Here is a 12,910-nt window from a genome sequence, read left to right as displayed (position 1 = left end):
CCGGCGGAGGGCGCCATGCCGACCGCCGGGCCGGCCGCCACGCCGGACGCAGGGCCGGCCGCCACGCCGGACGCCGGGGCGAGCTGCGGGTCGAGCATGTCGCGCAGGCCGTCGGCGAGCAGGTTCACCGCCAGCACGATCAGCACCAGCAGCCCGGCGGCGAACCCGAACAGCCAGGGGAAGACCGTCGCCGCGCCGCGGCTCTCGGCGATCACCGTGCCGAGCGAGGTGTCCGGCGGGCGCACGCCGAACCCGAAGTAGGACAGCCCGGACTCGGCGAGGATCGCGACGCTGACGTTCACCGCCGCGTCCACCAGCAGCAGCGACGCCAGGTGCGGCAGGACGTGCCGGAGGATCGTGCGGCCCGTCCCGACGCCCAGGAACCGCGCCGCCAGCACCCACTCGCGCTCGCGCAGCGACACGGTCATGCCCCGCACCATCCGCGCGGTCACCATCCACAGGAACGCCGCGAGCAACCCCACCAGCACCTGCCAGCCGCCGCCGAGCGCGGGCGACAGGACGGCCACGACCAGGAACGACGGCAGGACGAGCAGCAGGTCCACGCCCCACATCAGCGCCCGGTCGACCCAGCCTCCGAGGTATCCGGCGACGGTGCCGACGACCGCCGCGAGGCCGGTGGACAGCACCGCGACCGACAGGCCGATGATCAGGGACTTCTGCATCCCGCGCAGGGTCAGCGCGAACACGTCCCGGCCGCTCTGCGTCGTGCCGAACCAGTGCTCGGCGGACGGCGCGCTGAGGAACGCCTCGAAGTCGATGTCGTCCCAGCCCCAGGGGGACACCAGCGGCCCGGCGAAGGCGAGCAGGAACAGCAGTGCCAGGAGCGCCGCGCCGGTGAGCGCCCGTCCCCGTCCAGGGCGTCGCCCTCCGGCCCGTCCCCGTCCATGAGGCCGCCGGTCCGGACGACCTCGCATGGCGCGGGTCACCTCGTCCTCGCGCGCACGCGAGGATCCAGGACGCCGTAGAGGACGTCCGAGCACATCCCGGCCAGCAGGACGGTCACGGCGGCGAAGCAGGCCGTCGCGGCGACGACGTTGACGTCGCCGCGGGAGATCGAGTCGACCAGCCACTCGCCCATGCCGTGCCAGCCGAAGATCTTCTCGGTGAACATCGAGCCGAGCAGCAGCATCCCGAACGTGTAGGAGAAGTACGTGGTCATCGGGATCAGCGCGGTCCGCAACCCGTGCCGCAGCAGCGCGGCCCGGCGGGTGAGGCCCTTCGCGCGGGCCGTCCGGACGAAGTCGGCGTCCAGCACGTCCAGCATCAGGCCGCGCTGGTAGCGCGCGTAGAGGGCGGCCTGCCCGAACGCGACGGTGAACGTCGGCAGCAGCAGGTGCCGGACGCGGTCGGCGAACCCGCCGAGGTCACCGAACGCGCCGTCACCCGCGCCCGGCGACGCCTCCCCGACCCACGCGAACAGCTGCGTGCCCGCCATCGCGTTCGCCCGCTCGGCGGCGTACTGGAGCAGCACCGCCAGGACGAACACCGGCACCGAAAGCAGCAGGTAGGAGCCGTACGTCGCGGCCCGGTCCGGGAACCGGCCGCGGCGGACCGCCGCGTACGCGCCGAGCAGCACGCCGAGCACCCCGCCCAGCACCGCGCCGCCGAGCAGCAACCGCAGGCTCACCCAGGCCCGCCGCCCCATCTCCCGGTTGACGGCCTCGCCCTCCCAGGTGTGCCCGAAGTCGCCGTGCAGCACGCCGTCCGCCCAGGTCAGGTAGCGGTCGCGGAGAGGGGTCCGGTCGTTGAGGTTCAGCCGGGTCAGCTCGGCGTCCACGACGTACGCGGACGGGCGGGGGCTGCGGTCCATGAGGTTGGCACGGGGGTTCAACGCGCAGGCGGCGAGGACATAGGCGAGGCTCGTGGCCAGGACCACGAGCACCGCGTAGTTGGCCAGACGCCGTAGCAGGAAGCCCGCCATCCTCTCCTCTCCACACGCTAGGCAGTCACGGAATGCTACTTATTGCTCACGCGGAGCGCAGGAGTTCAGGTAAGAATCGGAGCCCCGCCATCGCGCGCGCACGAGGCACCTTCCCTGCGCGCCCGGGCATCCCCCGCGCACAGGAGCCGCCCTCCATGCGGGTACGAGGCGCCCTCCATGCAGCTACGAGGTGCCTCCATGCGGGGCATGGGGAGGCTGCGCGACGAAGGCGCACGTTGCCCGGTCGGGGCATCGTGCGCCTGCGGGATGTCGCCGGTCTGGCGTGTCAGGCGGGGACGGGCTCAGCCTCGCGGGCCGAGGCGGGGACCGCGCGGCCGCGGTCGCGGAGGCCGCCGAGGACCAGCAGGAGCAGACCGCCGAGGGCCCAGGAGGCCAGCACCGCGAGCGAGGTCGCGATCCGCGCGCCGTCGAAGAAGGCCGTCGCGCGGATCAGCGTGGCGGCGGAGCCGGGCGGGAGGTACTGGCCGATCTCGCCCCACGGACGGGGCAGCATCTCGGGGGCGGAGGTCGCGGCCGAGAGCGGGTTGCCGACCAGCAGCAGGGTCAGGCCGCCGAGCCCCAGCCCGGGACGGCCGAGGACCGCCGCCAGACCCGCCACCGTCGCGGCGCACGCCAGGATCGACAGGCTCGTCACACCGGCGATCTCCCAATATGAACCGGGCAGCAGGGAGAGTCCGTACCGGGCGAGCCACGCGGTCGCGAACCCGCCCGCGACCGCGAACAGCAGCACCCCCGCGAACCGCCACCGGACGGACCGGACGGCCACGGTGAGCAGGACGGCCCCGGCGATCCCGGACATGACCAGCGGCAGGACCATGGCGCCGAACCCGGTGCCGCGGGGGTCGTCGGACGCCGCGGGCACCACGTCCTGGACGGCGGGCGCCGCGTGGCCGGCGTCCGCGGCGCGGCCGGGCGCGGGGAGCAGCGCGGCCATCTGGCCGAGCTGCTGGGCGATCATCGACGACGCGGCGGAGGCCACCAGGACGCGGGGGCCGGCGGGCGTGACCACGATCGCGCCGTAGGCGTCCCGGCCGGTGAGGGCCCGGCGGGCGGACGCCTCGTCCGAGCGGACCTTCAGGTCGAACATGCCGGGCCGCTCGTGGCCGATCGCCGCGGCGACCCTGTCCGCGCCGGGTCCGGCGACGACGATCGGGACCTCGCGTGGCGCGACCTTCGCGGACGGCCATGCGAAGGCCGTGATCATCACCAGCTGGAGCAGGGTCGCGCCGAGCGCGATCGCCAGGGCGCGGCGGGGGGCGGCGGCACCCGGGCCGGCACGGCGAGCGGTGCTCGCGGACTGCGGGGTCTGCGCGGTGCCCGAGGGGGGAGTTGTCGTCATGACCGCCTCCAATAAAGCGGACGTTCGTTCTCTTTAGGTTCCCCGCCACCGTCCCACCGGCCCGGACACTTGTCAAGAACGAACGTTCGTTTTAATTTGGGGACATGCCCCGAGTCAGCGAAGAGCACCTGGAACGCCGCCGCCGCCAGATCATCGACGCGGCCCGCGCCTGCTTCATCCGCAACGGCCTGTACGAGACGTCGATGCAGGACATCTTCGCCGAGGCGAACCTGTCGGCCGGGGCCGTCTACCGGTATTTCAAGAGCAAGAGCGAGATCGTGGACGAGATCGTCACCGAGGGCGGCGGCGAGTTGCAGAAGGCGCTGTCCGCCCTGGTGAACACCGATCCGCCGCCCGACCCCGACCGGCTCTGCCTGGCGATGTGCCAGCGGATCACCGAGCTCGCGCGCGGCAACGGGCCCGCCCGCCTCGCCATCCAGGCGTGGGCGATGGCCGCGCACGACGGGCGGCTCGCCGCCAAGGTGCGGCAGACCATGATGACCTCGCGCGACCACTGGGTGACCTACGTCCGGCGGCTCGCCGAGACCGGGCGGCTGCCCGCCGACATCGACGCCGACGCCGCCGGCCGGGTGCTGTTCGGCCTGTTCCCGGGGTTCATCCTGCAGCACCTGCTGCTGGGCGACGCGGAACCCGAGGAGTTCGCGGCGGGCGTCCGGGCGCTGTTCCCCGTCACCGCCTTCACCGGCGTCCCCACGACGGCCGCGACGACCGCCTGAGCCACGCTCCGATCGGCGGGCCGGGAGACGCCGTCCCGCCCCCGCTCTCGCCCGCGCGCCGCAAAAGCGCTAGAAACTCCTCACACGCCCGACCCCGTCCAATCTTCGGACGGGGCGCCGTGGCGGGGCCATCACCTCAGCGTTTTAACATTCCATTACCTGAGGCGGGGAGAGACGGTGGGCAGGGTGAAGATCGGCCGGAGCACGGGGAAAGCCGCGCCCGCGGGCGCGGTGGCCGGTGCCATGGCCGGCGCGCTCGCGGCCGTGCTGCTCGTCGCCGCCTCCCTCGTGCTCGGCGCCCGGCTGCCCGGCGACCGGCGGATGGTGTGGTGGCACCCGGAGGTGTTCGTCGCGCTGTCCTGGACGCCGGTCGGGGCGCTGCTCACCGCGCACCGCGCCGGACGCCGCGTCGGGCTGCTGATGCTCGGCGCCGGGATCAGCGCCGCGGTGTACGTGCTGTCCCTGAACCTCGCCGAGTACGCCACGCTCCACCACTGGTCCGGCGCGTGGCTGCCGGTCTGGCTGAGCCACTGGCTCTGGGCGGTCGACACCTACGCGCTCACCCTCGTCCTGCCGCTGGTGTTCCCCGACGGACGGCTCGTGCCGGTGCGGTTCCGGCCCGTCCTGGTGCTGGCCTGCCTGGTCCCGGTGGTGGTGGCCGTCCACCTGACGATCGATCCGGGCGCGCGCCGGTTCCACGGCGGCGTGTCGGTGTACCCGCTGCAGTCGATCCCGCCGGTGGTCGCGGGACTGATCCTGACGACGCTGGCCCTCTCCCTGGTGTCGCTCGCGGTCCGGTTCCGGCGGGCCGCGGCCGACGTGCGGCGGCAGATCGCCTGGGTGGTCTACCCCGGGCTGATCGCCGAGGCGGTCGTCTTCGTCGGCGAGAGCGCCCGGATCGGCGACGTCGTCCGGGACGCCGCGATCGTCGCCGTCCCGATCTGCGTCGCCATCGCGATCACCCGCTACCGGCTGTACGACATCGACGTGGTGATCAACCGGACCCTGGTCTACGCCGGGCTGGTCGGCGTGATCACCGGCGTCTACTTCACCCTGGTCGGCGCCGTCAGCCTCGTCGCCTCCGACCACGGCGGCATGGCCGGCCTGGCGGGCGCGGTCGGCGCGGGCGTCGTCTTCGAGCCCACCCGGCGGCGGCTGCAGCGCGGCGTGGACCGGGTGCTGCACCGCGAACGCGACCCCTACCGGCTCGCCGACCGGCTCCAGCGGCGGCTGCAGACCGCGTCCGACCCGTCCGCGGCGCTCGCCACCGCCGCCTCGACCGTCCGGGAGGCCCTGCACGCGTCCGGCGTCGCCGTCCACGTGCTGGACCGGGAGGGCAACCTGGTCGCGCTGGTCGAGGACGGCACCCCGGCGGAGCGCGCGCAGCGCGTCCCGCTGGTGTGGCACGGCGAGCCGGTCGGACGGATGATCTTCAGCGGCGTCCGGGCCCCCGACGCGCGGCTGGCCGGGATCCTGGCCCGCAACCTCGCCGAGCTCGCCAACGCCGCCCGCCTCGCGCTGGACGTGCAGCGCTCGCGTGAGCGGATCCTGCGCACCCGCGAGGAGGAGCGCCGGCGGCTCCGCCGCGACCTGCACGACGGCCTCGGCCCGACCCTCGCCAGCCTCGCCATGACCGTGGACGCGGCGCGGATCACGATGCGCAGCGACCCGGAGGCCGCCGACGCCATGCTGGAGCGGCTGCGCAGCACGATGGGCCACACCATCGGCGAGCTGCGCGACCTGGTCTACGGGCTGCGCCCGCCCGCGCTGGACGACCTCGGCCTCGCCGGGGCGATCCGGGCGCTCGGCGGCGTCGTCGGCAGCGGCGGGCACGGGCCCCGGGTGGACGTGCAGGTCGAGGGCGACCTCGCGGCGCTCCCGGCGGCGGCCGAGGTGGCGGCGTACCGGATCGTCCAGGAGGCCCTGACCAACGTCTACCGGCACGCGAGGGCCGGGACCGCTGTCGTCCGGCTGGAGCTGAACGGCGATCTGGAGGTCAGCGTCCAGGACGACGGCGTGGGTCCGCCCCGGGACCTGCGGGGCGGTGTCGGGATGTCCTCGATGCGCGAGCGCGCCGCGGAACTGGGCGGGGTGTGCACGGTCAGCGGCCGTCCGGAGGGCGGGACGCTCGTCCGGGCCCGCCTCCCCCTGTGCGGCGCCCCGCCGGAGCCCACGCCGGAGACCGCGACCGCCGCCGCGCCGCCCGGCGACTCACCCTCGGAGCCGGGCTCCGCCGGTTCGCCCCCCGGCCCGGCATCCAGGGCGTCGGCATCCGGCGGGTCGACATCCGGCGAGTCGACATCGGGCGGGTCACCGCCCGAACCGGCACCCGGTGGAACGGCGCCGCCCCCGGCCCGTGGCGGGTCGCCGCCCGATGGCGCAAGCGGCGGGTCGCCGCCTGAAGGGATGTCCGGAGGGGCGCCGCCCGGAGTGGACGGCCCCGTGGGAGAGGGCACGGAGCAGCGGGGCTCACCGGACGGGAGAAGACGGGCCGATACGCCCGTCGAACAGGGGTGACACGCGTCCGCCCGCCTGTCCGTGGACATGGTGAGGGCCGGTGACCGCCCCCCGCCAAGAAGGTCGCCACCGGCCCTCGACACCGCTGCGGTTCCGAGGCTCCCATCCCGGCCCGCGCGGCCTGCACCTTGAGGTGTGCTCGCCACCCGAGGTGTGCACCCAGAAAGTAGGCGACCGGGAGGCCCGCCCGTCAGGGACGGGAGTCCCGAGTCGGCCGGGACGAAAAATGGTCACAAATGACTAGAGCCAGTCGGACCTGGTCTCCCCTTCGGCCACCAGGACGGCCGGACCCGTCAGAAAGCTCGTGCCGTCCTCCAGGGACACGGTAACCCGGCCCCCGGGGACGTCCACGGTCCACTCCCCGGTCGGGAGGGCGGACGCCCCGTCCGGGGCGGAGCCCCCGAGCGCGGCGGCCACCGCGACCGCCACCGTGCCGGTGCCGCAGGAGCGGGTCTCACCCGAACCGCGTTCGTAGACTCGCATCTCCACGTGGCGTTCGCCCACGAGACGGAAGAACTCGACGTTCACCCCGTCCGGGAACACCGCCGGATCGAACCCGGGCGCGTGGCACAGGTCGAGCTCGGCGAGCGGCCGGTCCACCGGGCAGGCCAGGTGCGGGTTCCCCATGGAGACGCGCACTCCGCGCAGCGTCTCGCCCGCGACGGTCGCCTCGCCCTCGCCGAGGCAGACGGGCCGGTTCATCTCGACGCGGACGTCCCCGGAGGCCCCGATCGTGACGCGGCGGAGCCCGGCGCGGGTCGCGACGTCCCACTCGCCCGGCTCGGCGAGCCCGGCGTCCACCAGGTACCGGGCGAACACGCGCACACCGTTCCCGCACATCTCGGCGATGCTGCCGTCGGCGTTGCGGTAGTCCATGAACCACTCGGCGGCCAGGCCCTCGACCGCCGGCTCGCCGGAGACCTTCGTGCGGACGACCCTGAGCACGCCGTCCGCGCCGATCCCCGCGTGCCGGTCGCACAGCCGCGCGGCGGCCTCGGCGGTCAGATCAAGAGCCCCCTCCGGGTCGGGGAGGATGACGAAGTCGTTCTCGGTGCCGTGGCCCTTGATGAAACGCATGCCATCGATCGTATTACCCGCCGGAGCCGTCCCCTCACACCAGGGCGAGAGCGCGTTCCACGAGGTCGGGGGCGTCGTAGGGGAGCCATACGACCCGCGGGTCGCGCCGGAACCAGGACTCCTGCCGGCGCGCGAACCGGCGGGTCGCCCGGACCGTCTCCTCCTTGGCCTCCGCCTCGCTCCACTCCCCCGCCAGGAACCGCAGGACCTGCGCATAGCCGAGGGCGCGGCCGGCGGTCAGGCCGTCCCGCAGGCCCTGCTTCTCCAGGGCGCGCACCTCGTCCACCAGGCCGGCCTCCCACATCCGCTCGACCCGCAGCCCGATCCGTTCGTCCAGCTCCGGACGCGGCACCTCCAGGCCGATCTGGACCACCGAGCCGTACCGGTAGCGGTGCTCGGGCAGGGTCGCGGTGAAGGGCCGTCCGGTGATCTCGATGACCTCCAGCGCCCGGACGACGCGCCGTCCGTTGCTGGGCAGGATCGCGTCCGCCGCCTTGGGGTCGAGCCCGCGCAGGCGCGCGTGCAGTTCCCCCGACCCGACCTCGGCCAGCTCCTCCTCCAGCCGCGCCCGGACGGACGGGTCTGTGCCGGGGAACTCCATCTCGTCCAGCGCGGCCCGCACGTACAGGCCGGACCCGCCGACCAGGACCGGCACCCGCCCGCGCCCACGCACCTCGGCGAAGACCTCGGCGCTGAGCCGCTGGAACTCGGCGACGCTCGCGGTGACGGTGACGTCCCAGATGTCCAGCAGGTGGTGCGGGACGCCCCGCATCTCGGCCGCCGAGAGCTTGGCGGTGCCGACGTCCATGCCCCGGTAGAACTGCATCGAGTCGGCGTTCACCGCCTCGCCGGGCAGCCGGAGCGCCAGCTCGACGGCCAGATCGGACTTTCCGGCGGCGGTCGGGCCGACCACGGCGATCACGTCAGGAGAACTCACACGCTAATTCTGGCAACCGGTGGGTATGGATCGGACTGTACGGGTGCCACGCGCCGTCGCCCCACCGTGCGGCGGCCCCGGCGCCGGACGACCTCGGGGGAGGTTAGCCATGTCGTTGATGGACAAGGTCAAGGAAATGTTCGGCCAGCATCCCGACCAGGCCAAGAGTGGCGTGGACAAGGCCGGAGACATGTTCGACCAGAGGACCGGCGGCAAGTACGCCGACAAGGTCGACAAGGCCCAGGAGCGGGCGGACCAGTACATCGACCACTCCGGGCAGGGGCGGCAGCAACCGACGAACCCGCCCCAGGACGGTGCCCAGGGCCAGGGCGACCAGGGCCAGGGCGGTCCCGGTCCGGCCGGTCTCTGACCGGACGCGTCACGCCCGGCCCCAAGCCGACGGACTTCGGAATCCCGTCCGCGTCATCAGGGGCGTCCCGGCAAGCCAGGGACGCCCCTGACGCATGTCGACAGAGGACTGGCCGCGCGAGAAGCCGTTCAACGAGCGCGCCAGCGCCTTACTCGACGGACGCGCGCTATCGCTCGGCGTCCAAGTCAAGCGAGGCGGCGATAGCGCGCGTTCACGCAGGCGGAGAGTGCGGGCTTATCAGTGGGCGGAGCAGCCGGGGGCGGCCTGCGCGGCGGGGACGGGACGGCCGATCGACGGCATGCCCAGGGCCACGCCCTTCGCCCCCTCCGGCTGCGCCTGGCGGGCCTCCCAGGCGTCGCCTGCGCGCGTGCGGCGCACGGAGAACGACTTGTCGGCCACGAGGTGGTGCGGCGCGGCGTAGGTGACCTCGACGGTCACCATGTCGCCCGGCCGGACGGCCTCGTCCGGGGCGGCGAAGTGGACCAGGCGGTTGTCTGCGGCGCGGCCGGACAGCCGCCGGGTCGCGTCGTCCTTGCGGCCCTCGCCCTCGGCGACCAGGACCTCCAGGGTGCGGCCGAGCTGCTTCTTGTTCTCGGCCCAGGAGATCTCCTCCTGGAGCGCGACGAGCCGCTCGTACCGCTCCTGGACGACCTCCTTGGGGATCTGGCCGTCCATCGTCGCGGCCGGGGTGCCGGGCCGCTTGGAGTACTGGAAGGTGAACGCCGAGGCGAACCGGGCCTCGCGGACGACGTGCAGGGTCTGCTCGAAGTCCTCCTCGGTCTCGCCGGGGAAGCCCACGATGATGTCGGTGGTGATCGCCGCCTCCGGCATCGCCGCCCGGACCTTCTCGATGATCCCGAGGAAGCGCTCCTGCCGGTAGGACCGGCGCATCGCCTTCAGAACGGCGTCCGAGCCGGACTGGAGCGGCATGTGCAGGGACGGCACGACGTTCGGCGTCTCGGCCATGGCCGCGATCACGTCGTCGGTGAAGTCCTTCGGGTGGGGGGAGGTGAAGCGGACGCGCTCCAGGCCCTCCACTCCTCCGCACGCGCGCAGGAGGCCCGCGAAGGCGCTCTGCCCGCCCTGCGTCATCGCCCTGACCTCGTCGGGGGCGGACGCCAGCGAGCCGAAGCCCGAGCCATAGGCGTTGACGTTCTGGCCCAGCAGGGTGACCTCGATGACGCCCTCGGCGACCAGCGCCTCCACCTCGGCGAGGATCTCGCCGGGACGGCGGTCCTTCTCCTTGCCGCGCAGCGACGGGACGATGCAGAAGGTGCAGGTGTTGTTGCAGCCGACCGAGATCGACACCCACGCGGCGTAGGGGGACTCGCGCCGGGTCGGCAGGGTCGAGGGGAAGGTCACCAGGGACTCTTCGATCTCGACCTGCGCCTCCTCCTGGACGCGGGACCGCTCGAGCAGCACCGGGAGGGCGCCGAGGTTGTGGGTGCCGAACACCACGTCCACCCAGGGGGCGCGCTTCACGATCGTGTCGCGGTCCTTCTGGGCGAGGCAGCCGCCGACGGCGATCTGCATGCCGGGGTGGCCGTCCTTCACGGGGCGGAGGTGGCCGAGGTTGCCGTAGAGGCGGTTGTCGGCGTTCTCCCGGACGGCGCAGGTGTTGAACACGACCACGTCGGGCTCCACGCCCTCGGCGCGGACGTAGCCGGCGTCCTCCAGCAACCCGGACAGGCGCTCGGAGTCGTGGACGTTCATCTGGCACCCGTAGGTACGGATCTCGTACGTGCGGGGACCGGTCTCAGTAGGCGCACTCATGACGGTCCAAGGGTAGTCGGAGGGGCGGGGCCCCCGGCGCGGGCGAAGTGGATCACCGATTGGTTACCGGCGGGTCACATTACGGCCGACACACCGGCCCCTGCCAGCGGGGACGAACATCGTGAGAACTCCCTCATCAGCGCGGTTACATGGGCATTCGTGACCGGATCGGTACCGCCCGCGTGCCTCTCCGGCGATAAGCATCACGTAAAGTCCGGGCTCATGGTGGACATCGGCAAGGGAGCTGGTGACAAGGGGACCTCTGACAACCCGCCCCTCGTCGTGCTCGAGAACGTGAACAAGCACTTCGGTGAACTGCACGTCCTGAAGGACATCAACCTCACCATCGACCAGGGTGAGGTGGTCGTGATCATCGGCCCGTCCGGCGGCGGCAAGTCGACGCTGTGCCGGTCGATCAACCGCCTCGAGCCGATCGACGGCGGGTCGATCATGATCGACGGGAAGAAGCTCCCGGAGGAGGGCCGCGAACTGGCCCGGCTCCGCGCCGACGTCGGCATGGTCTTCCAGTCCTTCAACCTCTTCGCCCACAAGACGATCCTGGAGAACGTCACGCTCGGACCGATGAAGGTCCGCAAGGTGGGCAAGGCCGAGGCCGAGAAGCACGCGATGGAGCTGCTGGAGCGGGTCGGCATCGGGTCGCAGGCCGGCAAGTACCCGGCCCAGCTCTCCGGCGGCCAGCAGCAGCGCGCGGCGATCGCCCGCGCGCTCGCGATGAAGCCGAAGGTCATGCTGTTCGACGAGCCGACCTCCGCCCTCGACCCCGAGATGGTCAAGGAGGTCCTGGACGTCATGACCGACCTGGCCGAGGAGGGCATGACCATGATCGTCGTGACGCACGAGATGGGCTTCGCCCGCCGCGCGGCGCGCAAGGTCGTGTTCATGGCCGACGGCCAGATCGTCGAGGAGAGCACCCCGGACGAGTTCTTCACCAACGCGCGCACCGACCGCGCGAAGGACTTCCTGTCCAAGATCCTCACGCACTGACGCACCGAAACCCGCGCCACCCCGCCGGTCCGCCGCCCGCGCGACCGGCCACAGGCGCACCGACACGACGTAGCAAGATCCGCGTACCGGCCCCGTGCGGACACCGCGCACCGGGGCCGCGTACCGGGACGACGCGCCGGCGGCGCGTCCTCTTGGGCGTACCAAAACCCGCTAAAGGGGACGCACCTAAGGGCAGGGACAGAGTTGAGCGCGGGGCCTCCCGCACCGGGCAACGCACGAAAGTAGAGGGACGACACATGCGAGCACGTCAGATCGTGGCCGCCCTGGCCGCCGCCTCCCTGGCGCTCACCATGAGCGCCTGCGGCAGTGACTCCTCCAAGAAGAAGGCCGAGTCGACGAGCGTCGCGGACAAGGCCAAGAACGACAAGAAGCTGGTCATCGGCGTCAAGTTCGACCAGCCGTCGCTCGGCCTGAAGAAGCCGGACGGCTCCATCGACGGGTTCGACGTCGCGGTGGCCAAGTACATCGCGCAGCAGCTCGGTGTGCCGGAGAGCGGGATCACCTTCAAGGAGGCCCGTTCGGAGAACCGCGAGACCTTCCTGCAGACCGGTCAGGTGGACCTGGTCGTCGCGACCTACTCCATCACCGACTCGCGCAAGCCCAAGGTGACCTTCGGCGGCCCCTACTACGTGGCCCACCAGGACACCATGGTCAAGGCGAGCAACGGCGACATCAAGAAGGCCGCCGACCTCAAGGGCAAGAAGATCTGCAAGGCGGCGGGCTCCAACTCCTGGAAGCGCGTCGTGCAGGGCCCGCCGGACGGCAAGCTGAACATCAAGGCCACCACGGTCGACGCCACCGGCTACGCCGACTGCGTCGCCAAGCTGGACGCGGGCGCGGTGGACGCGGTCTCCACCGACGACCTGATCCTGGCCGGGTTCGCCGCGCAGCAGCCGGGCAAGTTCAAGGTGATCAACGACCCCTTCACCGACGAGAAGTACGGCGTCGGCATCAAGAAGGGCGACACCAAGGGCTGCGAGGCGGTCAACGCCGCGATCACCAAGATGTACTCCGACGGCACCGCCAAGTCGCTGCTGGAGAAGTACTTCAACGGCACCGGCCTGAAGCCGACCACGACCGTGCCGCAGTTCGAGGGCTGCGCCTGACCGTCTGACGCCGCCGGCCGCGCCGCACCCCCGGTCGAGGGGGTGGCGGCGCGGCCTCCTACAGG

11 protein-coding genes are annotated in these 12,910 nt (G+C 72.6%); 5 read left to right on the top strand and 6 right to left on the bottom strand.

All coding sequences use genetic code 11. The features are described from left to right. The 3 genes from DZF91_RS35040 to DZF91_RS35030 all read right to left on the bottom strand — a co-directional run. The coding region (locus DZF91_RS35040) for an ABC transporter permease (protein ID WP_147341529.1) at positions 1-935 on the bottom strand (935 nt) is incomplete at its 3' end. Between the two features lie 8 nt (positions 936-943). After that, positions 944-1,942 carry an ABC transporter permease gene (locus tag DZF91_RS35035; protein WP_117361336.1) on the bottom strand — a complete coding sequence of 333 codons (999 nt, stop codon included), beginning with the start codon at positions 1,940-1,942 and terminating at the stop codon, positions 944-946. A gap of 286 nt (positions 1,943-2,228) precedes the next feature. Next, entirely contained in the window at positions 2,229-3,302 is a 1,074-nt protein-coding gene (locus tag DZF91_RS35030; RefSeq protein ID WP_235834786.1) for a hypothetical protein, read from the bottom strand. Between the two features lie 104 nt (positions 3,303-3,406). Here DZF91_RS35030 and DZF91_RS35025 point away from each other — a divergent pair, with 104 nt between their 5' ends. Beyond that, entirely contained in the window at positions 3,407-4,039 is a 633-nt protein-coding gene (locus DZF91_RS35025) for a TetR/AcrR family transcriptional regulator (protein ID WP_117361335.1), read from the top strand. 177 nt (positions 4,040-4,216) lie between these two features. Continuing rightward, complete coding sequence (locus DZF91_RS42805; protein ID WP_268916002.1) at positions 4,217-6,556, top strand: histidine kinase; 2,340 nt, start codon at positions 4,217-4,219, stop codon at positions 6,554-6,556. A gap of 240 nt (positions 6,557-6,796) precedes the next feature. Here DZF91_RS42805 and dapF read toward each other — a convergent pair whose 3' ends face one another. Both dapF and miaA read right to left on the bottom strand, forming a co-directional pair. Beyond that, a complete protein-coding gene (gene dapF, locus DZF91_RS35015; protein ID WP_117361334.1) occupies positions 6,797-7,633 on the bottom strand; it encodes a diaminopimelate epimerase in 837 nt (278 codons plus the stop codon). Between the two features lie 34 nt (positions 7,634-7,667). After that, entirely contained in the window at positions 7,668-8,555 is an 888-nt protein-coding gene (gene miaA / locus DZF91_RS35010; RefSeq protein ID WP_117361333.1) for a tRNA (adenosine(37)-N6)-dimethylallyltransferase MiaA, read from the bottom strand. 124 nt (positions 8,556-8,679) lie between these two features. On the opposite strand from miaA, the gene DZF91_RS35005 reads away from it, so the two are divergent. Then, positions 8,680-8,940 carry an antitoxin gene (locus tag DZF91_RS35005; protein WP_117361332.1) on the top strand — a complete coding sequence of 87 codons (261 nt, stop codon included), beginning with the start codon at positions 8,680-8,682 and terminating at the stop codon, positions 8,938-8,940. A 237-nt stretch (positions 8,941-9,177) separates the two neighbouring features. Here DZF91_RS35005 and miaB read toward each other — a convergent pair whose 3' ends face one another. After that, positions 9,178-10,713, bottom strand: a complete 1,536-nt coding sequence (gene miaB, locus DZF91_RS35000) for a tRNA (N6-isopentenyl adenosine(37)-C2)-methylthiotransferase MiaB (RefSeq protein WP_117361331.1) — start codon at positions 10,711-10,713, stop codon at positions 9,178-9,180. Positions 10,714-10,935: 222 nt separating this feature from the next. Here miaB and DZF91_RS34995 point away from each other — a divergent pair, with 222 nt between their 5' ends. Then, on the top strand, positions 10,936-11,718 hold the full coding sequence (locus DZF91_RS34995) for an amino acid ABC transporter ATP-binding protein (protein ID WP_117361330.1): 783 nt from the start codon (positions 10,936-10,938) through the stop codon (positions 11,716-11,718). Between the two features lie 257 nt (positions 11,719-11,975). Beyond that, a complete protein-coding gene (locus DZF91_RS34990; RefSeq protein WP_117361329.1) occupies positions 11,976-12,845 on the top strand; it encodes a glutamate ABC transporter substrate-binding protein in 870 nt (289 codons plus the stop codon). Positions 12,846-12,910 lie beyond the last annotated feature (65 nt).

Origin of the sequence: Actinomadura logoneensis (assembly GCF_003428695.1) — a bacterium.
GTDB lineage: Bacteria > Actinomycetota > Actinomycetes > Streptosporangiales > Streptosporangiaceae > Spirillospora > Spirillospora logoneensis.
The sequence above is the reverse complement of the archived record's forward strand: the minus strand, read 5'-3'. Positions and strand labels throughout refer to the sequence as shown.